This is a genomic window from Pseudomonas sp. B707 (assembly GCF_022496685.1).
GTDB classification, from domain to species: domain Bacteria; phylum Pseudomonadota; class Gammaproteobacteria; order Pseudomonadales; family Pseudomonadaceae; genus Aquipseudomonas; species Aquipseudomonas paraglycinae.
In genome coordinates this window covers 282,959-309,634 of the sequence record NZ_WTVE01000015.1, presented here as the reverse complement: position 1 = coordinate 309,634, position 26,676 = coordinate 282,959, and the positions used below count along the sequence as shown (strand labels likewise).

The 26,676-nt window shown below is 59.3% G+C and carries 28 protein-coding genes; 9 read left to right on the top strand and 19 right to left on the bottom strand.

The features are described 5' to 3' along the window. Nucleotides 1-186: 186 nt before the first annotated feature. The 5 genes from GQX66_RS06955 to GQX66_RS06935 form a co-directional block, all read right to left on the bottom strand. Complete coding sequence (locus GQX66_RS06955) at nt 187-1,101, bottom strand: glutamate/aspartate ABC transporter substrate-binding protein (RefSeq protein WP_039765825.1); 915 nt, start codon at nt 1,099-1,101, stop codon at nt 187-189. Between the two features lie 339 nt (nt 1,102-1,440). After that, a complete protein-coding gene (gene glpD, locus GQX66_RS06950; RefSeq protein WP_085745277.1) occupies nt 1,441-2,979 on the bottom strand; it encodes a glycerol-3-phosphate dehydrogenase in 1,539 nt (512 codons plus the stop codon). A gap of 339 nt (nt 2,980-3,318) precedes the next feature. Continuing rightward, nucleotides 3,319-4,074 carry a DeoR/GlpR family transcriptional regulator gene (locus GQX66_RS06945; RefSeq protein WP_007953179.1) on the bottom strand — a complete coding sequence of 252 codons (756 nt, stop codon included), beginning with the start codon at nt 4,072-4,074 and terminating at the stop codon, nt 3,319-3,321. A gap of 95 nt (nt 4,075-4,169) precedes the next feature. Further along, nucleotides 4,170-5,672 carry a glycerol kinase GlpK gene (gene glpK / locus GQX66_RS06940; protein WP_039765827.1) on the bottom strand — a complete coding sequence of 501 codons (1,503 nt, stop codon included), beginning with the start codon at nt 5,670-5,672 and terminating at the stop codon, nt 4,170-4,172. Nucleotides 5,673-5,749: 77 nt separating this feature from the next. Beyond that, the gene (locus GQX66_RS06935) at nt 5,750-6,601 is read right to left on the bottom strand and encodes an MIP/aquaporin family protein (protein WP_007953183.1); all 852 of its coding nucleotides are present in this window, start codon (nt 6,599-6,601) and stop codon (nt 5,750-5,752) included. Between the two features lie 360 nt (nt 6,602-6,961). On the opposite strand from GQX66_RS06935, the gene ybaK reads away from it, so the two are divergent. Continuing rightward, nucleotides 6,962-7,432: a Cys-tRNA(Pro) deacylase gene (gene ybaK / locus GQX66_RS06930; RefSeq protein WP_007953184.1), complete on the top strand. Its 471-nt coding sequence runs from the start codon at nt 6,962-6,964 to the stop codon at nt 7,430-7,432. Between the two features lie 89 nt (nt 7,433-7,521). Beyond that, nucleotides 7,522-8,304 carry a PhzF family phenazine biosynthesis protein gene (locus tag GQX66_RS06925; RefSeq protein ID WP_102687200.1) on the top strand — a complete coding sequence of 261 codons (783 nt, stop codon included), beginning with the start codon at nt 7,522-7,524 and terminating at the stop codon, nt 8,302-8,304. Between the two features lie 49 nt (nt 8,305-8,353). Here the strand turns inward: GQX66_RS06925 and GQX66_RS06920 are convergent, their stop codons facing one another. Both GQX66_RS06920 and argF read right to left on the bottom strand, forming a co-directional pair. Next, nucleotides 8,354-9,463: an ABC transporter ATP-binding protein gene (locus GQX66_RS06920; RefSeq protein ID WP_085647248.1), complete on the bottom strand. Its 1,110-nt coding sequence runs from the start codon at nt 9,461-9,463 to the stop codon at nt 8,354-8,356. Then, nucleotides 9,460-10,380, bottom strand: coding sequence for an ornithine carbamoyltransferase (gene argF, locus GQX66_RS06915; RefSeq protein ID WP_039765834.1), 921 nt, complete (start codon nt 10,378-10,380; stop codon nt 9,460-9,462). The genes GQX66_RS06920 and argF overlap by 4 nt, the downstream gene beginning before the upstream one ends. A gap of 406 nt (nt 10,381-10,786) precedes the next feature. On the opposite strand from argF, the gene GQX66_RS06910 reads away from it, so the two are divergent. From GQX66_RS06910 to grxD, 3 genes are all read left to right on the top strand, one after another. Continuing rightward, nucleotides 10,787-11,077: a hypothetical protein gene (locus tag GQX66_RS06910; RefSeq protein ID WP_007953190.1), complete on the top strand. Its 291-nt coding sequence runs from the start codon at nt 10,787-10,789 to the stop codon at nt 11,075-11,077. Nucleotides 11,078-11,206: 129 nt separating this feature from the next. Then, nucleotides 11,207-13,312, top strand: coding sequence for a molybdopterin oxidoreductase family protein (locus GQX66_RS06905; RefSeq protein WP_240867729.1), 2,106 nt, complete (start codon nt 11,207-11,209; stop codon nt 13,310-13,312). Between the two features lie 97 nt (nt 13,313-13,409). Next, a complete protein-coding gene (grxD, locus tag GQX66_RS06900) occupies nt 13,410-13,751 on the top strand; it encodes a Grx4 family monothiol glutaredoxin (RefSeq protein ID WP_003227729.1) in 342 nt (113 codons plus the stop codon). A 106-nt stretch (nt 13,752-13,857) separates the two neighbouring features. On the opposite strand, the gene bfr is transcribed toward grxD, so the two are convergent. Together bfr and GQX66_RS06890 are read right to left on the bottom strand one after the other, a co-directional pair. After that, entirely contained in the window at nt 13,858-14,334 is a 477-nt protein-coding gene (bfr, locus tag GQX66_RS06895) for a bacterioferritin (protein ID WP_011335740.1), read from the bottom strand. Nucleotides 14,335-14,533: 199 nt separating this feature from the next. After that, nucleotides 14,534-14,752 (bottom strand): bacterioferritin-associated ferredoxin, encoded by a 219-nt coding sequence (locus GQX66_RS06890; RefSeq protein WP_007953193.1) that lies wholly within the window; start codon nt 14,750-14,752, stop codon nt 14,534-14,536. Between the two features lie 291 nt (nt 14,753-15,043). Between GQX66_RS06890 and GQX66_RS06885 the strand changes: the two genes are divergently transcribed. Continuing rightward, on the top strand, nt 15,044-15,646 hold the full coding sequence (locus tag GQX66_RS06885; protein WP_007953195.1) for a peroxiredoxin: 603 nt from the start codon (nt 15,044-15,046) through the stop codon (nt 15,644-15,646). 74 nt (nt 15,647-15,720) lie between these two features. Here GQX66_RS06885 and rnt read toward each other — a convergent pair whose 3' ends face one another. Then, the gene (gene rnt, locus GQX66_RS06880; protein WP_007953196.1) at nt 15,721-16,395 is read right to left on the bottom strand and encodes a ribonuclease T; all 675 of its coding nucleotides are present in this window, start codon (nt 16,393-16,395) and stop codon (nt 15,721-15,723) included. Next, nucleotides 16,392-17,438: a dihydroorotase gene (pyrC, locus tag GQX66_RS06875; protein ID WP_039765844.1), complete on the bottom strand. Its 1,047-nt coding sequence runs from the start codon at nt 17,436-17,438 to the stop codon at nt 16,392-16,394. Before pyrC ends, rnt begins: the two co-directional genes overlap by 4 nt. 160 nt (nt 17,439-17,598) lie before the next feature. On the opposite strand from pyrC, the gene GQX66_RS06870 reads away from it, so the two are divergent. Together GQX66_RS06870 and GQX66_RS06865 are read left to right on the top strand one after the other, a co-directional pair. Then, complete coding sequence (locus tag GQX66_RS06870) at nt 17,599-18,507, top strand: OmpA family protein (protein WP_007953200.1); 909 nt, start codon at nt 17,599-17,601, stop codon at nt 18,505-18,507. A gap of 129 nt (nt 18,508-18,636) precedes the next feature. Continuing rightward, the gene (locus tag GQX66_RS06865; protein WP_007953201.1) at nt 18,637-19,854 is read left to right on the top strand and encodes an argininosuccinate synthase; all 1,218 of its coding nucleotides are present in this window, start codon (nt 18,637-18,639) and stop codon (nt 19,852-19,854) included. A 157-nt stretch (nt 19,855-20,011) separates the two neighbouring features. Here the strand turns inward: GQX66_RS06865 and GQX66_RS06860 are convergent, their stop codons facing one another. Beyond that, entirely contained in the window at nt 20,012-20,596 is a 585-nt protein-coding gene (locus tag GQX66_RS06860; RefSeq protein ID WP_134020413.1) for a hypothetical protein, read from the bottom strand. A gap of 396 nt (nt 20,597-20,992) precedes the next feature. Between GQX66_RS06860 and GQX66_RS06855 the strand changes: the two genes are divergently transcribed. After that, nucleotides 20,993-21,619, top strand: a complete 627-nt coding sequence (locus GQX66_RS06855) for a response regulator transcription factor (RefSeq protein WP_007953203.1) — start codon at nt 20,993-20,995, stop codon at nt 21,617-21,619. An 88-nt stretch (nt 21,620-21,707) separates the two neighbouring features. Here the strand turns inward: GQX66_RS06855 and GQX66_RS06850 are convergent, their stop codons facing one another. The 7 genes from GQX66_RS06850 to GQX66_RS06820 all read right to left on the bottom strand — a co-directional run bounded on the left by GQX66_RS06850 (nt 21,708) and on the right by GQX66_RS06820 (nt 26,560). Continuing rightward, a complete protein-coding gene (locus GQX66_RS06850; RefSeq protein WP_007953204.1) occupies nt 21,708-21,887 on the bottom strand; it encodes a hypothetical protein in 180 nt (59 codons plus the stop codon). Between the two features lie 107 nt (nt 21,888-21,994). Beyond that, complete coding sequence (gene nth, locus GQX66_RS06845; RefSeq protein ID WP_007953205.1) at nt 21,995-22,633, bottom strand: endonuclease III; 639 nt, start codon at nt 22,631-22,633, stop codon at nt 21,995-21,997. Next, the gene (locus GQX66_RS06840; RefSeq protein WP_085745273.1) at nt 22,630-23,211 is read right to left on the bottom strand and encodes an Rnf-Nqr domain containing protein; all 582 of its coding nucleotides are present in this window, start codon (nt 23,209-23,211) and stop codon (nt 22,630-22,632) included. Before GQX66_RS06840 ends, nth begins: the two co-directional genes overlap by 4 nt. Continuing rightward, nucleotides 23,208-23,813, bottom strand: coding sequence for an RnfABCDGE type electron transport complex subunit G (locus GQX66_RS06835; protein WP_134020410.1), 606 nt, complete (start codon nt 23,811-23,813; stop codon nt 23,208-23,210). The genes GQX66_RS06840 and GQX66_RS06835 overlap by 4 nt, the downstream gene beginning before the upstream one ends. Next, nucleotides 23,810-24,793, bottom strand: a complete 984-nt coding sequence (locus GQX66_RS06830; RefSeq protein ID WP_240867719.1) for an RnfABCDGE type electron transport complex subunit D — start codon at nt 24,791-24,793, stop codon at nt 23,810-23,812. Before GQX66_RS06830 ends, GQX66_RS06835 begins: the two co-directional genes overlap by 4 nt. Then, entirely contained in the window at nt 24,780-25,994 is a 1,215-nt protein-coding gene (rsxB, locus tag GQX66_RS06825) for an electron transport complex subunit RsxB (RefSeq protein WP_134020404.1), read from the bottom strand. The genes GQX66_RS06830 and rsxB overlap by 14 nt, the downstream gene beginning before the upstream one ends. Then, on the bottom strand, nt 25,991-26,560 hold the full coding sequence (locus tag GQX66_RS06820; protein ID WP_102687208.1) for an Rnf-Nqr domain containing protein: 570 nt from the start codon (nt 26,558-26,560) through the stop codon (nt 25,991-25,993). The genes rsxB and GQX66_RS06820 overlap by 4 nt, the downstream gene beginning before the upstream one ends. Nucleotides 26,561-26,676 lie beyond the last annotated feature (116 nt).

Here is a 26,676-nt window from a genome sequence, read left to right as displayed (position 1 = left end):
CCCCTCGATTCGATCGATGTACAAGTGCCCGCCTGGGGAAGCTCCGTTCCCGCCCTGATTGTGAAAATCAGGCACACGCGATCGGCTCGACAGCCACCGGTTCGAGTGTTTCCAGAAAATGCCAGCAGGGAGTGACCATCCCCTGAAAAGGCAGGCGCCTCCTCAGGGGATAAGGTTAGTCAGAAATCAGGATTTCTTGTCGTCAGCCGCTTTGTCGGTCGGATTGGCGATCAGGGCCTTGAGCTCGTCGCTCATCGGGAAGTTCAGGTTCAGGCCTTTTGGCGGAATCGGCTGCATGAACCATTTTTCGTAGATCTTGTTGATCTCGCCCGAGGCGTAGGTCGCCTTGATGGCGTCGTCGACAGCCTTTTTGAACGGCGCATCGCCCTTGCGCATCATGCAGCCATAGATTTCGTACGACTGTGGCGTGCCGGTTACAGCCCAGTCGGAGGCTTTCTTGGCCTTGGCGGCTTCGCCGGCCAGCAGGGCGTCGTCCATCATGAACGCAACGGCACGACCCGATTCCAGCATCTGGAAGGATTCACCGTGGTCCTTGGCGGAGATCACGTTCATGCCCATCTGCTTGTCGGCGTTCATCGCCTTGAGGATGCGCTCGGAAGTGGTGCCGGCGGTGGTCACGACGTTCTTGCCTTTCAGATCGTCGAAATCCTTGTACTTGGAGTCAGCCTTGGACAGCAGACGGGTACCGATTTCGAAGATGCCGACGGAGAAGTCGACCTGTTGCTGACGCTCGACGTTGTTGGTGGTGGAGCCGCACTCGACGTCCACGGTGCCGTTCTGCACCAGCGGGATACGGGTTTGCGAAGTCACGAGGTTGTATTTGACCTGCAGGTTTGGCAGGTCCAGGTCTTTCTTGATCGCTTCGACGATGGCCAGCTGGATATCGTGGGAGTAGCCGACCGGCTTGCCGGAAGCGTCAGCGATGTAGGAGAAAGGAATGGAAGCGTCACGGTGGCCCAGGGTGATGACGCCGGACTCTTTGATCTTCTTAAGGGTGCCGGTGAGTTCGGCAGCGAAAACTGGTGTGCTGATCAGAGCGGCAGCAATGGCTGCGCCCAGGATATGGGGAACGATGCGCATCAAATTTTCCTCGACATTGTTTTTTTTATGGAGCCGGTTGAGCGGGCCCTTTGCACTTCGAATGCCTGACGGCTCCTGTTGTGTTGGCGCAACAGGCATTCGTCGAAGGAGTGTAGAGCATGAGTCGTGCCAGACCAGTCAGTACAGGTTAATTCATTGATTTATAACGTTATTAAAGTTTTGTGATGGTGTTTTTCCGTGAATCTGATCCGGTTAACCGAATTGACCGTCAGGTCGCGTTCGGAAAACCGAACGTCCTCATTGCGCCTTGTTTCAGCCTGAATGCAAAAAGCCCCTGAATCTTTCGATTCAGGGGCTTTTTGTTCAGCGACGAACGGATCAGGCCGCTTCGATCTTGCTGCGGTTCTGCTCGACCTTGTTCAGGTATGCCGCCAGTCGCTCTTGCTCGTTCGACGTGGTGAACAGGCCCAGTTTGCTGCGACGCCACAGGATGTCGTGCGCCGTGGTGGCCCACTCTTCAGTGCACAGGTAATCGACTTCACGGGTGTAGAGCCCGCCACCGATGTGTTCGCCCATGTCGGCCAGGGTGTCGACGCCTTCGAGCATGCGCCAGGTGCGGCTGCCGTAGGTGGTGGCCCAGCGGCGTGCAATTTCGGTCGGCACGAAGTCAAACTTGTCGCGGATCAGCGCGCTCAGGGCCTGTGGCGTGGTCATGTCCTCGCCGCCGGGCAGGGTGGCGGTGGCCGTCCAGCTCGGGCGCATCTGGGTGAAGTACGGCATCAGCTGCGCCATCGCTGACTCGGCGAGCTTGCGATAGGTGGTCAGCTTGCCGCCGAACACCGACAGCAGCGGCGCTTCTTCGGTGCTGCCGGACAGCGCCAGAGTGTAGTCGCGGGTCACGGCCGAAGGGTTGTCGGACTCGTCGTTGCACAGCGGACGTACGCCCGAGTAGGTGTGCAGGATGTCGTCACGGCTGATCTGCTTCTTGAAGTGGGCGTTGACCACTTTCAGCAGGTAATCGGTTTCGCCGTCGGTGATCGCCACTTTGGCCGGATCGCCGGTGTATTCGCGGTCGGTGGTGCCGATCAGGGTCAGGTTGTTCAGGTACGGAATGGTGAAAACGATGCGCTGATCTTCGTTTTGCAGGATGTGCGCGTGATCGCCTTCGTACAGTTTCGGCACGATGATGTGGCTGCCCTGGATCAGACGGATGCCGTACGGCGACTCCATCTTCAGGTCGTCACGGATGAACTTGGCGACCCACGGGCCGGCGGCGTTCACCAGCGCTTTGGCGGTGATCGAAAACAGGCTGCCGTCGGCGCGTTCCAGGTTCAGGTGCCACAGGCCCTTGGCGCGGCGGGCGCTGACGCAACGGGTCTGGGTGTGAATGTGCGCGCCTTTCTCGCGGGCGGCCATGGCGTTCAGAACCACGAGGCGGGCGTCGTCGACCCAGCAGTCGGAGTATTCGAAGCCTTTGCTGATTTCACTTTTCAGTGCGCTGTCGGCGCCGAACTTCAGGCTTTTCGAGCCTGCGAGTTTTTCGCGCTTGCCGAGGTGGTCATAAAGGAACAGGCCCGCACGGATCATCCACGCCGGACGCAGGTGCGGGCGGTGCGGCAGCACGAAACGCATCGGCTTGACGATGTGCGGGGCCTTGGCCAGCAGCACTTCGCGTTCGGCCAGGGCTTCGCGCACCAGACGGAATTCGTAATGTTCGAGGTAGCGCAGGCCACCGTGGATCAGCTTGCTGCTGGCCGACGAGGTGTGGCTGGCCAGATCGTCCTTTTCGCAAAGGAACACCGAAAGACCGCGACCGGCGGCATCCGCTGCGATCCCCACGCCATTGATCCCGCCGCCGATGACGGCGATGTCGTAGATCTCGGAGATAGGGGGCGTACGCAAGGTAGATGTGGACATCGGCTGGCCTCGGGCTCTTTTGATTTTCTGTCTTGGAAATCGAACATGAATGTTCATTTGCGAAAATGGTAGCCCATAAAGACGCGCGCAGCCAGTCGACTTCGATTGAAAAAACTCATCGAAGGACGGGTAAAAGAAAATTTTCGAACATAAGATGCGCGTTAGAGCACTGATCGTTGCACGCAGAGCGGACTGATCGTTCCCACGCTCTGCGTGGGAGTGCATACATTGACGCTCTGCGTCGGCTTCTGAATGGGACGCAGAGCGTCCCGGGCGGCATTCCCACGCAGAGCGTGGGAACGAGAATTCACCGGGAGGGAGTTATATGCGGGAGGGGGGTTAAACGACTTCCAGACGAATCTTGTGCTGGCTCAGCAGTTGCGCCAGGGCTGGCACCGGCTGCTGATCGGTCACCAGGCAATCGATCAGACTGATCGGGCCGAGGCGGATCATCGCATTACGGCCGAACTTGCTGGAGTCCGCCGCCAGGATCACCTGCCGGGCATTGGCGATGATCGCCTGGGACACCCGCACTTCCTGGTAATCGAAGTCGAGCAGGCTGCCGTCTTCGTCGATACCGCTGATGCCCACCAGCGCAAAGTCGACCTTGAACTGGTTGATGAAGTCCACGCTTGCCTGACCCACCACACCGCCGTCGCGACGCACGTTGCCGCCGGTCAGCAGCACATCGAAATCATCCTTGGCACTGAGCATCGAAGCGACGTGCAGGTTGTTGGTGATGATCTTCAGGTGGCTGTGATTGAGCAGGGCGCGGGCAATCGATTCGGTCGTCGTGCCGATATTGATGAACAGCGAGGCGTGATCGGGAATCTGCGCGGCGATGGCTTCGCCGATGCGTTGCTTTTCATCGCGCATCTGATCGGCGCGCATCGCATAGGCAGTGTTTTCGACGCTGGAATCATAGGCGGCGCCGCCGTGGTAGCGACGCAGCAGATTGGCTTCCGCCAGTTGATTGATATCGCGGCGGATGGTTTGCGGGGTAACAACGAACAGCGTGGCCATTTCCTCGATGCTCACATAGCCGCGTTCGCGGACCAGCTCGAGGATTTGCTGCTGACGGGGAGGCAGATTCATGGGGCTTCCTTTGGGCTGCCGTGCAAAATTTGCCCATGATGCCGCAGGAATCCGCTCCCTACCAGTTACAACAGGTTACGAGTACTCAGCTTGGCTTATTCAGCGTCTTCACGTTCCCAGTCACGGGTACGGCTGACGGCTTTTTTCCAGCCTTTATACAGCTTCTCTTTTGCCGCCTCGTCCAGGCTCGGTTCGAACTCGCGCTCGATCACGGCCTTGCCGCGCAGTTCTTCCAGGCTGCCCCAGAAACCGCACGCCAGGCCGGCCAGATAAGCTGCGCCGAGCGCCGTGGTTTCGCGCATTTTCGGACGCTCGACCTGGGTGCCGAGGATGTCGGCCTGGAACTGCATGAGGAAGTTGTTCGCTACTGCGCCGCCATCCACGCGCAGGGCCTTGAGGCGTTCGCCGGAGTCCTGTTGCATGGCATCGAGGACGTCGCGGGTCTGGTAGGCGATCGATTCCAGTGCGGCGCGGATGATGTGATCCACACGCACGCCACGGGTCAGGCCGAACAGGGCGCCACGGGCATACGGGTCCCAGTAGGGAGCGCCGAGGCCGGTGAAGGCTGGCACCAGATAGACGCCGTTGCTGTCCTTCACTTTATTGGCGAAGTATTCGGTGTCGTGGGCGTCGTTGACGATTTTCAGTTCATCGCGCAGCCACTGCACGGTCGAACCGCCGTTGAACACAGCGCCTTCCAGTGCGTAAGCCACTTCGCCGCGTGGGCCGCAAGCGATGGTGGTCAGCATGCCGTGCTGGGATTTCACCGCTTTGTCGCCGGTGTTCATCAGCAGGAAGCAACCGGTGCCGTAGGTGTTTTTCGCCTGGCCCGGCTCGACGCACATCTGGCCGAACAGCGCGGCCTGCTGGTCGCCGGCGATACCGCCGATGGCGATGCCGCTTTTGGTGCGACCGTAGATTTCCGAGGAGGCTTTGACTTCCGGCAGCATCTCGCGCGGGATGTCGAGGATCTCCAGCATCTTCGCGTCCCACTCAAGCGTGTGGATGTTGAAGAGCATGGTGCGCGAGGCGTTGGTGTAGTCGGTGACGTGGACCTTGCCGCCGGTAAATTTCCAGATCAGCCAGCTGTCGACAGTGCCGAACAGCAGTTCGCCGTTGCGCGCGCGCTCGCGGCTGCCTTCGACGTTGTCGAGGATCCACTTCAGTTTGGTGCCGGAGAAGTACGGGTCGGTGACCAGACCTGTGGTGTCGCGGATGTAGTCTTCATGACCGTCGCGCTTGAGCTGCTGGCAGATCTCGGTGCTGCGGCGGCATTGCCAGACGATCGCGTTGTACACCGGACGGCCGGTGGTCTTGTCCCAGACCACGGTGGTTTCACGCTGGTTGGTGATGCCGATGGCAGCGACCTGATCGTGATGCAGACCGGCCTGGGCCAACGCTTCGACCATCACCGCGCTCTGGGTGGCGAAGATTTCCATCGGATCGTGTTCGACCCAACCGGCTTGCGGGTAATGCTGGGCGAATTCGCGTTGTGCGGTGCAGACCACGTTCGCGTCGCGGTCGAAAATGATCGCGCGGGAGCTGGTCGTACCCTGATCGAGGGCAATGATGTAGTTCTTATTCTGAATGTCGGTCATGTCGATTGCCTTGGACGAAATAAGGGAGAGTGGGCCGTGGCGCGGGCTCTAAAGGGCAGGAGCCCGCGCCGACTGTTTCAAGAAGTTCTTGGTTTGCCGTCAATGGCCGGTTCTGCATCCTTTGTAGCAGGTGTGGCGCCGGTCAGGTGACGGGCAATCAGCCCGCGATACCCGGCAGCGCCGAGGCAGGCACCGACAATCGGTGCAAAAATCGGAATCAGGAAGTACGGGATTTCACGTGCGCCGGTGAAGGAAATTTCACCCCAGCCGGCGAAGAAAGTCATCAGTTTCGGACCGAAGTCCCGGGCCGGGTTCATCGCGAAACCGGTCAGCGGGCCCATCGAACTGCCGATCACGGCAATCAGCAGACCGATCAGCAGCGGCGCCAGCGGGCCTTTCGGCAGGCCGTTGTTGTCGTCGGTCAGGGACATGATCACGCCCATCAGGATCGCGGTGATGATCACCTCGACCAGGAACGCCTGGGCAGTCGACAGCGCAGGGTTCGGGAAGGTGGAGAACACCGACGCCAGTTCGAGGCTGGCTTCAGTGCCACGAACCATGTGGTGAGTCTGTTCGAAATCGAAGAACAGGTTGCTGTACAGCGTGTAAACCAACAGAGCGCCGCAAAAGGCGCCGGCGACCTGGGCCAGAATGTAGAACGGCAGTTTTCGCTTTTCGAAGTCGGCGAAAATGCTCAGGGCAATACTGACGGCAGGGTTCAGGTGCGCGCCGGAAACGCCGGCGGTGAGGTAGATCGCCATGCTGACGCCGACGCCCCAGATGATGCTGATTTCCCACAGACCGAAGCTGGCGCCCGCGACCTTGAGCGCGGCGACACAACCCGTACCGAAAAAGATCAGGAGTGCAGTACCCAGAAACTCGGCCAGGCATTGGCTCGAGAGCGAAGGTTGCTGTAACGCAGTTGTCATTGAAAACCTCGGTTTTTGTTGTTGTCTGGCGCGTTGCCGACAGGGCAAGGCGCGATTTTCGCCGAGGCAGGATCCCCATCCTGTTCCCGGTTTACTGCTGGGTGCTGCGATGACGATAATTCTTACATTATTCAGATTCGAAAAAATATAGACAAGAAACAAACCTGTCAAAGGTCGAAAGTGAACCGTCAGTCACAAATAAACTATCAGTCACGTGAATGATCCTGCGGGTCACCCGTCTCGCACGATTGTTATCGGCCTGCAAACCCCGGGAAACGTGGCGCGTGGTAGAGCCTTTTGCACAGCGATGGCCTAAAATCCGCCGCAGGTTTTTTTGCCACTGCCGAGCCCGGAGCTGCCATGACCCCTGCGTTGGACTTGTTGAAAAAAGTTCGTGCCGAACATCGCGTGCACAGTTACGAACATGACCCGAAGGCCGCGTCGTATGGCCTGGAGGCCGCGGAGAAACTGGGGCTCGATCCGGCGCAGGTGTTCAAGACGCTGCTCGCGGCGAGTGAGAAGGGTGAGTTGCTGGTGGCGGTGGTGCCGGTCGTCGGAAGTCTCGACCTCAAGGGGCTTGCTCACGCCGCCGGCGTGAAAAAAGTCGAGATGGCCGACCCGGCCGCCGCGCAACGTTCCACTGGTTACCTGCTGGGCGGCATCAGCCCGCTGGGGCAGAAAAAACGCCTGCGTACCTTCATCGATAACTCGGCCCAACCTTTTGCGACCATTTATGTCAGCGCCGGTCGGCGCGGGCTGGAAGTGGAACTGGCGCCGGCGGTATTGGCGGAACACACTCAGGCGAAATTTGCCGACATCGGTCGCCCTTGAAGTCTGTATGAAGAAAATTGGCCGGCACTGTCACTGGCGCTGATCCGGCCGGCGCTGCATGCTCGTTCGACTGACACAGGGAGAAGGTTATGCAGCTCGAGTTTCATCAGGTCGACGCGTTCAGTGATCGACCGTTCAGTGGCAATCCGGCAATGGTCTATCGGCTCGACGCGTGGCTCGCGGACGAACTGATGCAGAAGATCGCCGCCGAGCACAATCTGGCGGAAACCGCGTTTCTGGTGCGCGAAGGGCAGGCGTGGCACATCCGCTGGTTCACGCCGACCACCGAGGTGCCGCTATGTGGTCACGCGACCCTGGCCAGCGCCTATGTACTGTTCGAGATCTATAAGGAAAGCGCCGAGCGTCTGGACTTCACCTGCAAGTCCGGGCCGTTGAGCGTCAGCCGCGAGGGTGGCAGGTTGTGGCTGGATTTCCCGGCCATCGAAGCGGTGGAGAAAGGCGTCACCGTGGAGATCGAACGGGCGCTGAATGTTCAGGCGGTGGATGTTCTGAGTTCCAACGAGCTGTTCGTGGTGCTGGAGTCCGAGCAGGCGGTGCTTGATTGCCAGCCGGACATGGTCGCCCTCGCCAAGCTGCCTTGGCTGGGTGCGATCGTCACCGCCCGGGGCAATCAGCATGATTTTGTCTCGCGCTATTTCGCCCCGGCCATCGGCATCAATGAAGATCCGGTGACCGGCTCGACACATTGCAGCCTGATTCCGTACTGGTCGAAACGTCTGGGCAAATCCAGCCTCACTGCATGCCAGCGTTCGGCGCGGGGTGGTGAACTGTTCTGTCGGCTGGAAGGCGAGCGGGTGAAGATCGGCGGGAATGCGACGCTGGTGGCCAGCGGCACATTGATGCTGGGCTGAAGCCAAAAAACAAGGGAGCCATCAAGCTCCCTTATTATTTGTGTGCAGATCAGTGCGCGGTGCTGTAACGGCGAACGCCGTTTTCCACCGCCGGAATCTGTGCAGCGGTGCTGCCGGAGGCCTGGAACAGCACCAGATGTTCCGCCGCCACCCGAATCCCGACATCCGCACCCACTTGATGGTCGGCATGGCTCGGGAAGATCGATTCCAGCTGTGCGCCGGTCGGCAGTTGCAGGCGATACAGGGTCGAGGCGCCGAGGAAGGTCTTGCCGACGATCCGCGCTTTCAGCGCACTGTCCGGCGCGTAAACGATGTCGTCCGGACGCAGCAGCACATCCACCGCGCCACCGATCGGCCAGGTGTAGGCGCGATTGCCGCGCAGTTCGCCGAGTTCGGTCTGCACCGATTCCGGGCTGCCCAATTGGCCGCGAATGAAGTAACCCTGACCGATAAAACTGGCCACGTACGGCGTCGCCGGCTCGTGATAGAGGTTGTACGGCGTGTCCCACTGCTCCAGCCGGCCTTCCTTGAACACGCCGACGTGGTCGCTGACGGCGAAGGCTTCTTCCTGGTCGTGGGTCACCAGAATCGCGCTGGTGCCACGGGCTTTGAGGATGTCGCGCACTTCATGGCTGAGCTTGCGGCGCAACTCGCCATCGAGGTTGGAGAACGGCTCGTCGAGCAGCAACAGTTGCGGCTCCGGCGCCAGGGCGCGGGCGAGGGCGACACGTTGCTGCTGGCCGCCGGACAGTTCGTGGGGGAAGCGCTTGCCGAGGTTCTTCAGGTTGACCAGTTCCAGCAGCTCTTCGGTGACGCGCTCCTTGTTCGGGTGCTTGCGGATACCGAAGGCGATGTTGTCCGCGACACTCAGGTGCGGGAACAGCGCGTAGTCCTGGAACACCATGCCGATCCGGCGTTTTTCCGGGGCGAGGGTAAAACCGGCGCTGGAGATGACCTCACCGCCGAGAGAAATTTCCCCTTCGTGCACCGGTTCGAAACCGGCAATCGCACGCAGGGTGGTGGTCTTGCCGCAGCCCGAGGAGCCTAGCAGGCAACCGATGTCGCCGGCGTTGAGGTGCAGATTGAGGTTCTGCACCACACGTTGATCTTGATAGCCGCAAGCGAGGTTGCGCAGGTTCAGCAGTAATTCATGACTCATGCGTGGTGATATGCCGGTTCGACGAGGAACTCGAGCAGGGCCTTCTGTGCGTGGAGACGGTTTTCTGCCTGATCCCAGGCGACGGAGCGCGGATCATCGAGCAGGTCGAGGCTGATTTCCTCACCGCGGTGAGCGGGCAGGCAGTGCATGAATAGCACGTCATCGGCAGCCAGGTCGAGCAGGGCGCGGTTGACCTGAAACGGCGCGAACAGTTTGAGGCGCTTGGCGGTTTCCTCTTCCTGACCCATGGAGGTCCAGACGTCGGTGCTCACCAGATGCGCGCCGCGCACGGCGTCTTTCGGGTCGCGGACGATGGTTACGCGATCACCGGCCTTGGCCACGAATTCAGGGTTTGGCTCATAGCCTTCCGGGCAGGCCACGCGCAACTGGAAGTCGAACTGGATCGCCGCTTCTATATAGCTGTTGCACATGTTGTTGCCGTCGCCGATCCAGGCCACGGTCTTGCCCTGGATCGAGCCGCGGTGTTCGAGGAAGGTCTGCATGTCGGCCAGCAACTGACACGGGTGCAGGTCATCGGACAGGCCGTTGATCACTGGCACGCGGGAGTTGGCGGCGAATTCGGTCAGGGTGCTGTGGGCAAAGGTACGGATCATCACTGCGTCGAGCATGCTCGACATGACGATGGCGCAGTCGCCGATCGGCTCGCCACGGCCCAGCTGGGTGTCGCGCGGCGACAGGAAGATCGCCTGGCCACCGAGCTGGATCATGCCGGCCTCGAAGGAGATCCGGGTACGGGTCGAGGATTTCTCGAAGATCATCCCCAGGACGCGGTTTTTCAGAGGCTCGAACAGTACGCCGCGGTTACGCAGGTCCTTGAGCTCAACGCCTCGACGGATCACGCTGACCAGCTCTTCGGGCGTGCAATCCATCAGGGAGAGAAAGTGCCTTGCGCTCATCATTGACTACCTTTTTGCTACAAACCGCAGATGCTCAAAGCCTTGTTTATCGGAACAACGGGCGAGACCTGCGGCGTAAGCCGCACGGGGGCGACGAAATAGGGGAAGGCGCGATATTGACACTAAATGTCGCGTTTTTCCAATAGGCTACGGTTTTTGCAGAAATGTGCCGGAGTGAGAACAGTGCGAACACTGTGATTTCCGGTCAGTTTTCGAGAGGGCAGCGAGGCATTTGTACACTGGCCCCACCGGGCTTGGCAATCAGGCGCGGCGGGGATGGCACAGCCCTGGTCGGTTTGCGACCGATGAGCCACTGGTTCGCTTGGTCGGATGCGCAGGTTGAAACATTTGCTAAAGCAAAGTGCTGGGTTATAAATAAATCACGAGCGACGCAGGAAGCCTCCGCATGGAATCGAAAGAAAAACTGTTAATGGAACTGCTGGGCCACACGGCACGCTCATTGACCCACCTTACCGCCTCGATGACCTCGATGTCCTTCGAACTGCTGCGCAGCGATGACGACGTGGTCAAGGCCGCCAGCCGGCAGATGATCGACCGCATGGCGACCATCAGCGCCGGGCTCGACGAGCATTGGCGACTGATCGGCGAACTCACCGGCGTCCACGTCGCCCACGAGCAGATCGAGACCATCCAGGAAATCCAGCTGGCCGCACCGCCCCAGCTTCCGGCGAACTGACGCGTCTATCGGCGGGCCTGATGGCCGCCGATTCACAAGACGAACGTCGCTGGCGCTGCACCGGGTCGCGGGCCATAGTTTTGTTCCCGCAGGCGTGATTGCCTGCCCAGAACAAGACAGAGACTGGCCATGACCAAGACTCTCCATCACCGTGCCTGCCACCTGTGTGAAGCCATTTGCGGCTTGACCATCGAAACCACCGAAACCGACGGTCAGGTGCAGATCACCTCGATCAAGGGCGATGCGCTGGACACGTTCAGTCGTGGACACATCTGCCCCAAGGCCGTGGCGCTGCAAGATATCCAGAACGATCCGGATCGCCTTCGCCAGCCGATGCGCCGGGTCGGCAGCGAATGGCTGCCGATCGAGTGGGACGAAGCGTTCGAACTGGTCGCCGAAAAACTCTCGGCGATTCAGGAGCGTCATGGGCAGAACGCGGTCGCCGTGTATCAGGGCAACCCCAGTGTCCACAACTATGGGCTGATGACCCACAGCAATTACTTCCTCGGCCTGTTGAAAACCCGCAACCGCTATTCGGCGACGTCGGTCGATCAACTGCCTCATCACCTGACCAGCTACTTGATGTACGGCCACGGCCTGCTGCTGCCGATCCCGGATATCGATCACACCGATTTCATGCTGATCCTGGGCGGTAATCCGCTGGCGTCCAACGGCAGCATCATGACCGTGCCGGATGTCGAGAAGCGTCTTAAGGCGATCCAGGCCCGAGGCGGCAAAGTGGTGGTGGTCGATCCACGGCGCAGCGAGACGGCGGCGATGGCCGATCAGCATTTGTTCGTGCGCCCCGGTGGCGATGCGGCGTTGTTGTTTGGTGTGCTCAACACGTTGTTCAGCGAAGGGCTGACGTCTGACAGTCATTTGCCGGTGGACGGCCTGGATGAGGTTCGCGCTGCGGTGGCGGGGTTCACCGCTGAAGCCATGAGCCCGTTGTGCGCCGTTCCCGCCGAACAGATCCGCCAGCTGGCCCGGGACTTCGCCGCTGCACCAAGCGCCGTTTGCTACGGCCGGATGGGCGTTTCCACTCAGGCTTTCGGCACGCTGTGCCATTGGGTCGTGCAGTTGATCAATCTGGTCACCGGCAACCTCGACCGCGTCGGCGGTGCCTTGTGCACCGAGCCGGCGGTGGATCTGGTGGCGTCGACTTCGGGTGGACACTTCAATAAATGGCAGAGCCGCGTGTCCGGGCGTCCTGAGTACGGCGGCGAGTTGCCGGTCTCGGCGCTGGCCGAAGAAATGCTCACAGAAGGCGAGGGGCAGATTCGCGCGCTGGTTACCGTGGCTGGCAATCCGGTGTTGTCCACGCCCAACGGCCGGCAGCTGGAGCAGGCGCTGGACGGGCTGGAGTTCATGGTCAGCGTCGACCTGTATATCAATGAAACCACGCGCTATGCCGACCTGATCCTGCCATCGACCTCGGCGCTGGAGAACGATCACTACGACACCACCTTCAACCTGTTCGCGGTGCGCAACGTCACCCGGTTCAATCGGGCGATCCTCGCCAAACCCGAAGGGGCGCTGCACGACTGGGAAATTTTCGTCGGCCTGGCCAAGGCCTTTGCCGCGAAGACCGGCAAGGAGCTGAAGCCAACGATGCCGCCGGCGAAGATGATCGACATGGGGTTGCGCATGGGTTTGTATGGCGATGCATCCGAGCAGAAATTGTCGCTGGCGACGCTGTTCGATCATCCTCACGGCGTTGATCTGGGAGCGCTGAAACCCAACCTGACACCGCGATTGAAGAGCGCCAATCAACGAGTTCAGGCGGCGCCGCCGGAAATCCTCGCTGACCTCGCGCGTTTCGCCGCTTTGCAGGCACCGGCCGCCGATGAGCTGTTGATGATCGGCCGCCGTCATGTGCGCAGCAACAATTCGTGGATGCACAATTACCATCGACTGGTGAAGGGCAAGCCGCGTCATCAGCTGTTGATGAACCCGGACGATCTCGCCAGTCGCGGGCTCAGTGATGGTCAGCTTGTGCGCGTGAGTTCACGGGTCGGGCAGATCGAGGTCGAAGTGCTGGGCAGTGCGGACATGATGAAGGGCGTGGTCAGCCTGCCGCATGGATGGGGCCATGCCCGGCCGGGCGTGCAGATGGCGATTGCCAGCGGTCAGCCGGGCTCCAGTGCCAATGACCTGACCGATGAATGCCAGCTCGACGAGCTGTCAGGCAACGCGGCGCTCAATGGCGTGCCGGTGACGGTGGCGGCGGCTTGAGCATGTCTGTCGGGGAGACCGAGCAGCGCGCTCGGGATTCCGTTACAATGCGCCACCGTGCCGACCCATGAGTCGGAAAGTTCAGCCGAGGTGCTCCATGGATATCATCGAAACGATTAAAGAGCAGATTGCCAACAACACCATTCTGCTTTACATGAAAGGCTCGCCGAATGCCCCGCAGTGTGGCTTCTCCGCGAAAGCTGCGCAGGCTGTGATGGGCTGTGGCGAGAAGTTCGCCTACGTCGACATCCTGCAGAACCCGGAAATCCGTGCCAACCTGCCAAAGTACGCCAACTGGCCGACTTTCCCGCAACTGTGGGTCGGCGGTGAACTGGTCGGCGGCAGCGACATCATGGCTGAAATGTTCGCCAACGGTGAGCTGCAGACTCTGGTCAAGGAAGCATCCGCCAAGGCTGCTGCGGCCAAGTCCGAAGCCTGATTGGCTTCTGCCCGGGTTTCAGCCAGTCTGAAATCCGGGCAATAAAAAGCCCCGCCTCTTGAAAGAGGGCGGGGCTTTTTAGTGTCTCGAGTTTAGCGCTGGCTAATTACTCGTCTTCGCCCATCTGCGATTGCAGATAGTTCTCAAGACCGACTTTATCGATCAGGCCCAGTTGGGTTTCCAGCCAGTCGATGTGTTCTTCCTCGGATTCGAGGATGTCTTCGAGCAGTTCGCGGCTGCCGAAGTCACCGACGGATTCGCAGTGGGCGATGGCGGCCTTCAGATCGGCGTGGCCGGTCTTCTCGATACGCAGGTCGCACTCCAGCATTTCCTTGGTGTGCTCGCCGATGTGCAGCTTGCCCAGATCCTGCACGTTCGGCAGGCCTTCGAGGAACAGGATGCGCTTGATCAGCTTGTCCGCGTGCTTCATCTCGTCGATGGATTCGTGGTACTCGTGTTTGCCGAGCTTGTTCAGGCCCCAATCTTCATACATGCGTGCATGCAGGAAGTACTGATTGATCGCGACCAGCTCATTGGCAAGGATCTTGTTGAGATGCTGGATGACTGTTACGTCGCCTTTCATGATGGGAGTCCTGCCCTAAGTAACGGTATATAAGGCAGAGTTTGAGCTTGGTATTTATAAGTGTCAAACCTAAGTTATTGAATAATAAATGAAAATTAATCGGAATAAGAATGTTTGTGTTCCGCGTCTGGGCGCTAAGCAGTTGATTTTCAGGCATAAAAAAACCGGACATAAGTCCGGTTCTTCGAATTCGGGATAATTACGCGGCGGTAAATTCTGCCGGGTAAGGGATCGCAGCCTGGGCGGTTTGCAGCTTGGTCAGGGTTTCGCGAACCACTTCCTTCGCCAGACACGCACATTTGCCGCATTGGCTGGCTACGCCGGTGGCCTGGCGGACTTCTTTATAGCTGCAGCAACCTTCATAGATCGCTTCGCGGATCTGTCCGTCGGTGACGCCAGTGCAGAGGCAAACATACATAAGTGAGAACCGTCGCTGGTTGTGACTCAATTGCGATGGATCTTAATGTTAACGAGAATGATTGTCAAAGTGCTTTCCCAGTGGTTTTCATCGCCAACGCCTGTGACTGACGAACGGTGGTACATGGCCGGATGCCAGCCGGGATTTCGCGAAAAACCTTTGAGGACAGTCGAAAAACGCAGTGTATGATGGTCGGCCCTTGCGAATGGGGTTCGTGTCACAGGGCTGTCGCCTGAGGGTGGCAGGCTGGCCCGAACCCTGAACTTCAAGTTTTTACACCAGGAGATATCAATGAGCGTACTCGTAGGCAAACAAGCCCCTGACTTCACCGTCCCGGCCGTACTCGGCAATGGCGAGATCGTTGACAGCTTCACCCTGTCCTCGGCCATCAAAGGCAAATACGGCCTGGTGTTCTTCTACCCGCTGGACTTCACCTTCGTCTGCCCGTCCGAGCTGATCGCTCTGGACAACCGCATGGCCGACTTCAAGGCACGCAACGTAGAAGTGATCGCCGTGTCGATCGACTCGCACTTCACCCACAACGCCTGGCGCAACACTCCGGTCAACAATGGCGGCATCGGCCAGGTGAAATACACCATGGCTGCCGACATGAAGCACGACATCGCCAAGGCCTACGACGTTGAATCCGAAGGCGGCGTGGCTTTCCGTGGCGCGTTCCTGATCGACGACAAAGGCGTTGTCCGCTCGCAGATCGTCAACGACCTGCCGCTGGGCCGTAACATGGAAGAGCTGATCCGTCTGGTCGACGCTCTGCAATTCCACGAAGAGCACGGCGAAGTCTGCCCTGCCAACTGGAAAAAAGGCGACAAAGGCATGAACGCTTCGCCAGAAGGCGTTGCGGCTTACCTGACCGAGAACGCTGCTGCCCTGTAAGGCGCAACGTCGAGGTACAAAAAAACCGGCCCATGTGGCCGGTTTTTTCATGAATGGAAGAAACCCGACGAGTATCAGTCGTCGAAGTCTTCCCAACCGCCCATCTGTTTCCACCGGTTGACGATGCCGCAGAACAGCTCGGCCGTCTTCTCGGTGTCGTAGCGCGCGGAGTGCGCTTCACGGCCATCGAAGTCGATGTCGGCTGCCTGACAGGCCTTGGCCAATACGGTTTGACCGTAAGCCAGACCGGCGAGGGTCGCAGTGTCGAAGCTGGAGAATGGGTGGAACGGGTTGCGCTTCATGTCCAGCCGCGCGACGGCGGCGTTGAGGAAGCCCAGGTCGAAGCTGCTGTTGTGGCCAACCAGAATCGCCCGCTTGCAGCCGTTGGCCTTCAAGGCCTTGCGTACGCCACGGAAGATGTCGGTCAGGGCCGTTTCTTCGCTGACGGCCATGCGCAACGGGTGATCGAGCTTGATCCCGGTGAACTCCAGCGCCGCCGCTTCAACGTTGGCGCCTTCGAACGGCTCGACGCGAAAGAAGTAGGTGTGATCCGGGTAGACGAAACCCTTTTCATCCATGGCGATGGTGGTCGCGGCAATCTCCAGCAGAGCGTCGGTGGCCGAGTTGAAACCACCGGTTTCTACGTCGACGACAACCGGCAGGTAGCCGCGAAAACGTGCTGCCATTGGATGGCGCGAACCGCCGCCACCTTGACCGTCCAGTTCGTCGTCGAAATGGTCTTCACTCACGCGTGTTCCTCCAGCAGGCGCCAGCGCAGTTTTTCACCGGCGCGCAGCGGGATAACGGTCAGCTCGCCGAAAGGCAGGCTGGTCGGGGCGGTCCATTCGTCACGAACCAGGGTGATGCGATCGGTGTTCGCCGGCAGGCCGTAGAAACGCGGGCCGTTGAGGCTGGCGAAGGCTTCGAGCTTGTCCAGCGCATTGCGCTGTTCAAAGGCTTCGGCATACAGCTCGATGGCGGCGTACGCGGTGTAGCAGCCGGCGCAGCCGCAGGCGGCTTCCTTGGCGTGCTGGGCGTGCGGCGCCGAGTCGGTACCCAGGAAGAACTTCGCGCTGCCACTGGTGGCCGCGTCGAGCAAAGCTTCCTGATGGGTATTACGCTTGAGGATCGGCAGGCAGTAGAAGTGCGGCCGGATCCCGCCCACCAGCATGTGGTTGCGGTTGTAGAGCAGGTGATGCGCGGTGATGGTCGCGCCGACGTTGGCCGAAGCCTCGTTGACGAACTGCACGGCGTCGCCGGTGGTGATGTGTTCGAACACCACTTTCAGCGTCGGGAAACGCTCGACCACGCGACGCATGTGCTCGTCGATGAAGATTTTTTCGCGGTCGAACACATCGACGTCGCCACGGGTGACTTCACCGTGGATCAACAGCGGCATGCCGACTTCGGCCATGGCTTCCAGCGCCGGGAAAATCTTGTCGATGCTGGTGACCCCGGAATCGGAGTTGGTGGTGGCGCCGGCCGGGTACAGCTTGGCGGCGTGCACGAAACCGCTGGCCTTGGCCTCACGGATTTCTTCGGGCTGGGTGCGGTCGGTGAGGTACAGCACCATCAGCGGCTCGAAACGACTGCCGGCCGGGCGGGCAGCGAGAATCCGCTGGCGATAGCCGTCGGCTTCAGCGGCGTTGCGCACCGGAGGTACCAGGTTGGGCATGATGATGGCGCGACCAAAGGTGCGCGCGACATCCGCAACGGTATTGGTCAACACGGCACCATCGCGAAGATGAATGTGCCAGTCGTCGGGACGCAGCAGGGTCAGGCGGTCGGACATGAGGGGATTCCAGGCGGGTCAAACTGAGGCGAATGCTACCGGAAAAGACTCTTGCAGGCACTCGCTATCAAGTTTTGCGACGAGCGTCCGATATCCCATAGGTATGCCGTAAAGATGTATGTCTCGGTCTTTTTTGTTGTAGAAGCCAATGGAGCCTCCCGTGCGCCAGCGATATTTAGCCTTGCTCAGTGTGTTTGCCAGCCTTCCCGCGATGGCACTGACCTACCAGACCCGTCTGGAGAACATTGAGTGGACGGTCGAGGGCGACAAGTTCGAGTGCCGCCTGACGCAGCCGATCACCGACTTCGGCTCGGGGCAATTCGTGCGCAAGGCCGGCGAGCAGGCGACCTTCCGCCTGAACGCCTACAACGCCATGCTCGGCGGCGGTTCGGCGACCCTGCTGGCAGCGGCTGCGCCGTGGCAGCCGGGACGTGGCGACATCAATCTGGGCACGGTTCGACTGGGCAGCGGCAACGTGCTGTTCAACAGTTCTCAGTCCCAGGCCGGGCAACTGATCAGCGGGCTGATGGACGGTCGCAGCCCGGTGGTACGCCGGGCATCGGGCGATGGTCGGGTGTCGGAAGTGCGCCTGTTGCCGGTCAAGTTCAGCAAGGCGTTCAATGACTATCAGACCTGCGTGGCGAAACTGCTCCCGCAGAATTTCGATCAGGTCAAACAATCGCAGATCGGCTTCCCCGGCGAAGGCATCGAACTGGACGCCGCCGCCAAGGCCAAGCTGCAAGTGATGCTCGAGTATATGAAGGCCGATCCGACGGTCAATCACATCGAACTCGACGGCCATTCCGACAACAGCGGCAATCGCCTGACCAATCGCGAACTGTCGCGTCGCCGCGCGCTGGCGGTGGTCGACTTCTTCAAGGCCAATGGCATCCAGGAATCGCAGATCACCGTGCGTTTCCATGGTGAGCGTTATCCTCTGGTGCCGAACACCAATGCCGCCAACCGGGCCAAGAACCGTCGGGTCAACGTACACTTGGCGCGGGTGGCACCGACGACTGCTCCGGCACCTCAGGCCAGCACGCCTGCCAACACTGCGGCGACTTCCTGACCTGCCGGTCATCGTCGCCCTCTCGACAGATTCTGTCGCTTTGTCGTCTTAAGCTGTCGCGCCTCTGTAAATTATCGCGTTTGAGCGGTAGACTCCTCGGCTTTCCGTAGAACCCCGTGGAGTGATGGCATGGCGGACGTAAACAAGGTCGTTCTGGCGTATTCCGGCGGCCTGGACACTTCGGTGATCCTCAAGTGGCTGCAGGATACTTATAACTGTGAAGTCGTGACCTTCACCGCTGACCTGGGTCAGGGCGAAGAAGTCGAGCCGGCTCGCGCCAAGGCGCAGGCCATGGGCGTCAAAGAAATCTACATCGACGACCTGCGCGAAGAATTCGTGCGTGACTTCGTGTTCCCGATGTTCCGTGCCAACACCGTTTACGAAGGCGAGTACCTGCTGGGTACTTCCATCGCGCGTCCGCTGATCGCCAAGCGTCTGATCGAAATCGCCAACGAAACCGGCGCCGACGCCATTTCCCACGGCGCGACCGGCAAGGGCAACGACCAGGTCCGTTTCGAACTGGGTGCCTACGCACTCAAGCCAGGCGTGAAAGTGATCGCCCCTTGGCGCGAGTGGGACCTGCTGTCCCGCGAGAAGCTGATGGACTACGCCGAGAAGCACGCGATCCCGATCGAGCGTCATGGCAAGAAGAAATCCCCGTACTCGATGGACGCCAACCTGCTGCACATCTCCTATGAAGGCGGCGTGCTGGAAGACACCTGGACCGAGCACGAAGAAGACATGTGGCGCTGGACCGTCTCTCCGGAGAAGGCTCCCGACACCCCGCAATATCTGGAACTGACCTACCGCAACGGCGACATCGTTGCGCTGGACGGCGTTGAAATGACCCCGGCCACCGTGCTGGCGACGCTGAACAAGATCGGTGGCGAGCACGGCATCGGCCGTCTGGACATCGTCGAGAACCGTTACGTCGGCATGAAGTCACGTGGCTGCTACGAAACCCCGGGCGGCACCATCATGCTGCGCGCTCACCGCGCCATCGAATCGATCACCCTGGACCGCGAAGTCGCTCACCTCAAAGACGAGCTGATGCCGAAGTACGCCAGCCTGATCTACACCGGTTACTGGTGGAGCCCTGAGCGTCTGATGCTGCAACAGATGATCGACGCCTCCCAGGTCAACGTGAACGGCGTAGTGCGCCTGAAGCTGTACAAGGGCAACGTGATCGTGACCGGCCGCAAGTCCGACGATTCGCTGTTCGACGCCAACATCGCGACCTTCGAAGAAGACGGCGGCGCCTACAACCAGGCCGACGCGGCGGGCTTCATCAAGCTCAACGCGCTACGCATGCGCATTGCTGCCAACAAGGGCCGCAAGCTGTTCTGAGTCCATCGGGACTGATGTGAAAAAACGGCCTTGTCTTAATGACAAGGCCGTTTTTTTTGGTGTTTCTTTTTCGACCTGATTGATATCGGACAGCGTTCCCGTCTTCATCGGCTGTAGATCTTGCATTGCATGGATGTCGCGCTCCGCGTTCTATTTTTTAAAACTTTCCCAATACGGAAATGTTAGATGACTGGGTGTTGTAAATACTAAAGTACGTTGTTCCTTGTGGCGTTTTCGCCTGTTTTGCTGATCTGGCGACATGTTCATTGAGTAAAATGTCCGACACCGCGTCAGTTAAAAAAAGGAATAATCGGGGCGAATGCTTGTTTGGGTGTGGGATTTTTTCCAGTAGCTCCTCTATTTTCAGAGTCGTGTTTTTCTGTCGAGCATCAATGATGTACACCTCGCTCAACGGTTTCGGTAGTTTTATTGGGTATGACCCGCTATTGACGTGTTCGCAGGGTATTTCTGGTGGGTGGGTAGTTGTTTCCTCGAAAGCCTTCAGGAAATTCTTGTCATTATCAAAATCCGAAGGTGCATATAGTGCGCGATAGTTAAAGTTGAGTGTGATGAAAAATAGAAGCAGCAGGTAGAAAGGAAAGGTGATCAGAAACCAGACGTAGATTTCCCGTTCATTGTTATTGAGGAATGGCAGGGAAACGGCAGCGGAAGTCTCTGATATAAATGCAAAGATGGCGATAACGCTGATCGGGTTGGGTATCTTCTTGTTGAGTTTTAGCATGTTATTTACTCATGGTTTTAGTCTTTCTCGTTGTCTTGGGTTGGGTGGGTGTGAAATGACTGGGTCAGTCTGAGGTGTGTTTTTTGTGTTTATATTAATTCTCGTGTTTGCGATGCCGATAAGTTGTATCTGCTGTTTTTTTTGTGCTCGATAATAACTCGTGTTTTTTTTCTTTTTGGATTTGCGGGCGCTCTCTTAAGCAGGGTGGCAGGCGTTCGTCGTACTGAAAAAATTTTATGTTTTTGTGTGGGTGAGTCATTTCTGTAGGAATAGTCTTTATTGGCTGTAGGAGGCGTCTCTCGCTACCCGTGTAGAGGAACTTCTCTATGCCATGTAGGAAATGACTACGTTATTGTGCCGGTTCTAAAAATTCGAACAGCGAAACTGGACTTGCCCATGAATAAAGTGCTGATCGTGGATGATCACCCCGTCATTCGTCTTGCGGTACGTATGCTGATGGAACGTCATGGCTACGAAGTCATTGCAGAAACCGATAATGGCGTAGATGCGTTACAACTGGCTCGTGACCAGATGCCGGATATCGTCATTCTGGATATCGGCATACCGAAACTGGATGGACTGGAAGTCATCGCGCGCCTTACAACAAGTGCAATGCCGTTGAAAGTGCTCGTGCTGACGTCCCAGTCACCGGGACACTTCTCCATGCGGTGCATGCAGTCGGGGGCGGCGGGATATGTTTGCAAGCAACAGGATCTGACGGAGTTGCTGAGTGCAATCAAGGCGGTACTGTCTGGGTACAGCTATTTTCCGAACCAGGCGTTGCACACCGTGCGAACCAGCCTGGGGAATGCCAGCGAGGCGGACATGGTTGATCGCCTGTCCGGGCGCGAGATGATGGTGTTGCAGCAATTGGCGCGCGGCAAGACCAACAAGGAGATTGCCGACGGAATGTTCCTCAGCAACAAGACCGTGAGTACCTACAAGACTCGGTTGTTATTGAAACTCAATGCGCGCTCGCTGGTGGATCTGATTGAACTGGCGCAACGAAACGGCCTTGTCTGAGGGTTTCAGTGGCTGACGGATCATGGGCGGATCGGAATCAGCGTGTGACATAAAGAGAAAAGCCTCCGTTTCAGGAGGCTTTCAAATGTCAGAGATCAAAATCGTAATCGGCCAATTGCTTCTGCAGTCGGCGCTCCTCGAGCAGGTTGTCGATGGTTCGGCGTTTGCTCAAGTTGGTCTTGGCGACTTCAACCACAGGTTCGGCATCATCGGCCTCCGTGGCGATAAAATCGTCATCCGCTTCTAATTGCTCTTTGCTGGTGCTCATAAGGTCGACTCCAGGCTAAGACTGCCTTTGGCGCTCCTTATATCGATATTCCAGCAGATGGTAAAAAAGATTTTTTCAATCGATAAATCAATAAAACCCATAGCCGCTCAATCGTCGGAAGTTTTGTGCTTGTAATCGCACAGATCTTCGATCCGACAGCTGCCGCAACGGGGTTTGCGCGCCAGACACACGTAGCGTCCGTGAAGAATGAGCCAGTGGTGGGAGTCGAGCAGGTATTCCTTTGGCACAAATTTCATCAGCTTCTTTTCCACCTCGACCACATTTTTACCCGGTGCAATCCCGGTGCGGTTGCTGACCCGGAAAATGTGGGTGTCCACCGCCATGGTCAACTGGCGGAACGCGGTGTTTAGCACCACGTTGGCGGTCTTGCGGCCAACGCCGGGCAAGGCTTCCAGTTCTTCGCGCGTCTGCGGGACTTCGCCATTGTGCAACTCGACCAGCAGGCGGCAGGTCTCGATCACGTTTTTGGCCTTGCTGTTGTAGAGGCCGATAGTCTTGATGTACTCGGACAACCCTTCGACGCCCAAGGCGTGAATGGCTGCCGGCGTGTTCGCCACCGGGAACAGCTTGGCCGTCGCCTTGTTTACCCCGACGTCCGTTGATTGCGCGGACAGAATCACCGCGATCAACAGTTCGAAAGGCGACGAGTAGGCCAGTTCGGTCTTGGGTTCGGGGTTGTCCTCGTGAAGCCTGCGGAAGATCTCCAGACGTTTTGCGGCATTCATGGGTGATGCGTTTCCTCGGGTAGGTCGGAGGGGCGAGCCCAGGCCTGACGGGCGGCCAGTAACAGTCCAAGCAATATGAAGGCGCCGGGCGCCAGCGTCGCGAAATGCAGGCCGTCGCCAAACAGAATCAAACCTTGCCAGTGTTCCGACAAATGATGGCCGATGCTGCCCTGACCGATCAGCTCACGCAACACCGCGAGCACAATCATCAGTGCGGCAAACAGGCCGCACAGTTTCAGTCGATTACGGACAGACCGGCGAAAAAATCCATTGTGCTCCAGCACGACGCACTGCAAGCCGATCAGCCCGGCATAAAGACTGATCAGTTGATGCCACTGCAGCGCACCGCGTTGCAGAACAATATCGGCGCTGCCGGCCAGGGTCGCGGCCAGTACCAGGCTGACCGGCAACAGGCTCTCGTTGCTCAGGCGCGAGCGCAGCGGTGCCATGCACAAACCGTAAATGCCCACGACAACCGCAAATATCAACAGAGTCGCCAGCGCGCCCGCCACAGAGTCGGTGGCACCGATCAACAACACCAGCATCATTGAGTTCGCCAGAGTCGCTGACGTATTCATGGCGTGCTCCCGAGCAGGGTCGTCCGGTGTTCATCAAAGTAACGCAGGGCATCGTGGATGGCATTGATGGCCGCGCGAGAGGTAATGGTTGCGCCCGCGATCTGGTCGAATTGCCCCTGATCCTTCTTCAAGGCCCATCCGGCGTCCGTCGGTTGGTTGCTCGATTTTCCGCTAAAGGTCTGAAGCCAGCTATTTGGCCAGTCGCCGATATGTCCACCCAGCGAAGGTGTTTCGTTTTGCTCGAGGGTTTTTACACCGAGCAATCGGCCGTTAGCGTCGATGGCAATCAGCAACTCGATATTGCCGGCATAACCTTGGGCCTGGCTGCGCAACAGGACTGCCACGGGTTGGCCGCCTTTGCTCGCCCGATAACCGCCCAGCAACAGACTGTGGCTCAGGTTGATGTCGGTCAGCGCCAGAGGTTGTTCAAGCGGCTGATTGTCGTAAGCGTCGACCGGCAGCACGTCCAACAGCTTGCGACTTTCAAGCAGACGCTGTTCGGCGGCGATCTGAGGTGCGTTGCTGCGTTGCACCAACCACGTCACGCCGATGCCCAACGCAGTAATCAACGCCAGTGTGATCAGGCTGCTCGTCCGGTTCATGGCGCCACCTGCGCCTGACGGGCCATCGCGAAGCGCTCCAGCGCCGGCACGCACAGGTTCATCAACAGCACCGCGAACGCCACGCCATCCGGGTAACCACCCCACGTGCGAATCACGTAAGTCAGCAAGCCCACGCCGACGCCGAACAGCAGGCGGGCGAGCGGACTTTTTGCCCCCGATACCGGTTCAGTGACGATGAAAAATGCCCCCAGCATCGTCGCGCCGCTCAGCAGGTGAAACAGTGGCGAGCCGTGGGAGTCGGATCCCGAACCGTTCCAGCACAGCAGGCTGATCACGAACAGGCTGGCGAGCATGCCGACCGGCGCATGCCAGCCAAACACTCGACGCTGCAACAGGAACAACCCACCGGCGAGGAACGCCAGGTTCATCCATTCAACGCCGTGCCCGCCAAAGCGCCCGAATGCCGGATTGCCGGCAAACAGTTCGTCCATGGTCAGGCTTTTATTGATGCGCAGACTGTCCAGCGCGGTGGCCTGAACCCAGGCATCCGGTTGCGCGCCCAGATTGAACACCTGGCCAAAAGCCGCCGCCAGATCCATGCCATGGCCCGGCCAGTGGGTCATCGGCTGAGGAAACATCACCATGGCCAGCGCGAAGCCGAGCATGGCCGGATTGAACGGGTTTCGGCCCACACCACCGTACAGATGTTTGCCCAGCAGCAGGCCCGAGGCGATTGCCGTGGCCGTCAGCCACCACGGGCAATAAGGCGGCAGGGCAATTGCCAGCAACGTCGCGCTGACCACCGCGCTGCCATCGCTCAAGTTGGCCCGCAGCGGTTGCCGGCGCAGATAAGTCACGGCGGCTTCAACGCCCAAAGCTGTGACAACGGACAGAATCAGGTTGATCAACACGCCCCAACCATAAAACCAGAACAACGCCAGCCATCCCGGCAATGTCGCCAGCAAAACCAGCTTCATCGCCTGTTGCAGGCGCTCGTCTCCGGTTTCAATGGGTGACATGGGCTTGTACCTGGCGCTCTGCGTCTTGCAGGCGGGCGCGGGCCTTTTCGAGGATATCGGCGGGCGTGCCGTCGCGCCGTTGCAGTTTGTTCAGGTCGGCGCGAGCGTAGGCCAATTCGGTTTTCAGTTTACGAAGGTGGTCGTCGATCGGACGTTTCTCGACACGCACAAGCTCGGGCGCCGGTTGATCGCTGGCCGCTTCGGCGTTGTGCAACGCCTGTTCGGCGTCACGCAGCGCTTGCTCCAGTAAGGCGATCTCGGCTGGCGGGGCTACTGCGGTTTGCGCCTTTTTCAGCTCGGCGCGGCGCATCGCCAACTGGATTTTCGCCCGCTTCAGATCGGCGTCCTTTGCCGGGGCGGCCACGACCGGCGCAGGTGCCGCGCTGTTTTCCAGCTTCGCCAGTGCCTGTTCGGCCGCCTCGAACTGCTGTTGCAGGAGGATCAATTGCGATTGCTGATCGAAGGTCGGCGGATGACCGAACGCCTTGAGCGACTTGTTCAATTGCGCCCGGCTCATGGCCACGTCGATCTTGGCTTTTTTCAGCGCAGCATCGGCGGTCGCGGCCTTTTGCGCGCGCACCCGCTCCAGCGCCGCCTGCACCGGATCGAGCGTGGTGGCGGCGACTTCGACCTGTGCCGCGCGCTGTGCCCGGGCCTCGCGCTCGGCCTGCTTCTGCTGTTCTTCGCGTTGCAGGCGAGCATTGCGCCGTTCAAAGCGTTGTCGGGCGTGATCGCGTTTGGCCGCGCGGGCCTGTTGTTCTTCAAGGCTGGCGGCCAGACCGCCTACCACCGGCAGTGTGCCCAAAGGCAGCGGGTGCATCTCGATGCAATCGACCGGGCAGGGCGCCACGCACAGATCGCAACCGGTGCATTCGTCGATGATGACGGTGTGCATCAGCTTCGCTGCGCCGACAATGGCGTCGATCGGGCAGGCCTGAATGCACTTGGTGCAGCCGATGCATTCGGCTTCGCGGATGTAGGCCACTTGCGGCGGCGCCGAACCACGACTGATGTCCAGCTCCAGCACCGGGATTTTCAACAGTTCGGCCAGCGCCGCGATGGTTTCGTCGCCACCCGGCGGGCACTTGTTGATCGGCTCGCCGTCGGCAATGCCTTCAGCGTAGGGTTTGCATCCGGGATGGCCGCACTTGCCGCATTGGGTCTGCGGCAGCAGGGCATCGATGCGTTGAATCAGACTCATGTTTTGATCAGTCCACTGAATCCGAGAAAAGCCACGGCCATCAGTCCGGCGCCGATCAACAGGATCGGCAGGCCACGAAAGGGCAGGGGAATATCGTTGTCGGCCGTGCGCTCACGCAAATCGCTGAACAGGCTCAACACCAGCCAGAAACCCAGACCGGCGCCAAGGCTCAGCGCTGTCGCATGAAACAGGCCTTTGTCCGCTTGCGCGTTGATCAGCGTCAGCCCCAGCACACCGGCATTGCCCAGCAGCAGCGGCCACAAACCGTCGAACGGCATATCGGGTCGCCAACGCGTCAGCAACTTCAGCAACGGCGTGATCAGCAGGACGCTCAGCGGCAGGAATACAAACAGCCGCAGGAATTCCAGTTGCAACGGCACCAGTAGCCAATGCCAGATCGCATAACCCGCCACGCCGACAATCAGCATCAGGCACAACGTTGCCAGCCCCAGCGCATGTACCTGACGGCGTTCGCCGGCCAGCAGCGGATCGACGCCCAGCGGCCAGTGCAACACAAAGTTGTTGATCAGCGCAGCACTGAAGAGCGTAAGCACGAGTTCGGTCATGGTTCTGCCGGTGGCAACGGGGGGTGTCACTTAAGGTTAGGCATTATCCGGCAGCCGTGGAGGGCGGGCCAGATATGAAAAATCCCACAGGCGCACGGAGCACGCCTGTGGGATCT

Coding starts and splice junctions, on each gene's coding strand:
- bfr (WP_011335740.1), bottom strand. CDS start 14,334: ATGAAAGGCGACGTAACAGTCATCCAGCATCTCAACAAGATCCTTGCC.
- pyrC (WP_039765844.1), bottom strand. CDS start 17,438: ATGTCCGACCGCCTGACCCTGCTGCGTCCCGACGACTGGCACATTCAT.
- glpD (WP_085745277.1), bottom strand. CDS start 2,979: ATGTCCACATCTACCTTGCGTACGCCCCCTATCTCCGAGATCTACGAC.
- GQX66_RS06905 (WP_240867729.1), top strand. CDS start 11,207: ATGACCAAGACTCTCCATCACCGTGCCTGCCACCTGTGTGAAGCCATT.
- GQX66_RS06820 (WP_102687208.1), bottom strand. CDS start 26,560: ATGACCGAACTCGTGCTTACGCTCTTCAGTGCTGCGCTGATCAACAAC.
- GQX66_RS06885 (WP_007953195.1), top strand. CDS start 15,044: ATGAGCGTACTCGTAGGCAAACAAGCCCCTGACTTCACCGTCCCGGCC.
- GQX66_RS06945 (WP_007953179.1), bottom strand. CDS start 4,074: ATGAATCTGCCTCCCCGTCAGCAGCAAATCCTCGAGCTGGTCCGCGAA.
- GQX66_RS06865 (WP_007953201.1), top strand. CDS start 18,637: ATGGCGGACGTAAACAAGGTCGTTCTGGCGTATTCCGGCGGCCTGGAC.
- rsxB (WP_134020404.1), bottom strand. CDS start 25,994: ATGAGTCTGATTCAACGCATCGATGCCCTGCTGCCGCAGACCCAATGC.
- GQX66_RS06910 (WP_007953190.1), top strand. CDS start 10,787: ATGGAATCGAAAGAAAAACTGTTAATGGAACTGCTGGGCCACACGGCA.
- GQX66_RS06860 (WP_134020413.1), bottom strand. CDS start 20,596: ATGCTAAAACTCAACAAGAAGATACCCAACCCGATCAGCGTTATCGCC.
- nth (WP_007953205.1), bottom strand. CDS start 22,633: ATGAATGCCGCAAAACGTCTGGAGATCTTCCGCAGGCTTCACGAGGAC.
- GQX66_RS06830 (WP_240867719.1), bottom strand. CDS start 24,793: ATGTCACCCATTGAAACCGGAGACGAGCGCCTGCAACAGGCGATGAAG.
- GQX66_RS06890 (WP_007953193.1), bottom strand. CDS start 14,752: ATGTATGTTTGCCTCTGCACTGGCGTCACCGACGGACAGATCCGCGAA.
- GQX66_RS06920 (WP_085647248.1), bottom strand. CDS start 9,463: ATGAGTCATGAATTACTGCTGAACCTGCGCAACCTCGCTTGCGGCTAT.
- GQX66_RS06850 (WP_007953204.1), bottom strand. CDS start 21,887: ATGAGCACCAGCAAAGAGCAATTAGAAGCGGATGACGATTTTATCGCC.
- GQX66_RS06840 (WP_085745273.1), bottom strand. CDS start 23,211: ATGAATACGTCAGCGACTCTGGCGAACTCAATGATGCTGGTGTTGTTG.
- GQX66_RS06835 (WP_134020410.1), bottom strand. CDS start 23,813: ATGAACCGGACGAGCAGCCTGATCACACTGGCGTTGATTACTGCGTTG.
- GQX66_RS06955 (WP_039765825.1), bottom strand. CDS start 1,101: ATGCGCATCGTTCCCCATATCCTGGGCGCAGCCATTGCTGCCGCTCTG.
- grxD (WP_003227729.1), top strand. CDS start 13,410: ATGGATATCATCGAAACGATTAAAGAGCAGATTGCCAACAACACCATT.
- argF (WP_039765834.1), bottom strand. CDS start 10,380: ATGAGCGCAAGGCACTTTCTCTCCCTGATGGATTGCACGCCCGAAGAG.
- GQX66_RS06855 (WP_007953203.1), top strand. CDS start 20,993: ATGAATAAAGTGCTGATCGTGGATGATCACCCCGTCATTCGTCTTGCG.
- GQX66_RS06935 (WP_007953183.1), bottom strand. CDS start 6,601: ATGACAACTGCGTTACAGCAACCTTCGCTCTCGAGCCAATGCCTGGCC.
- GQX66_RS06925 (WP_102687200.1), top strand. CDS start 7,522: ATGCAGCTCGAGTTTCATCAGGTCGACGCGTTCAGTGATCGACCGTTC.
- ybaK (WP_007953184.1), top strand. CDS start 6,962: ATGACCCCTGCGTTGGACTTGTTGAAAAAAGTTCGTGCCGAACATCGC.
- glpK (WP_039765827.1), bottom strand. CDS start 5,672: ATGACCGACATTCAGAATAAGAACTACATCATTGCCCTCGATCAGGGT.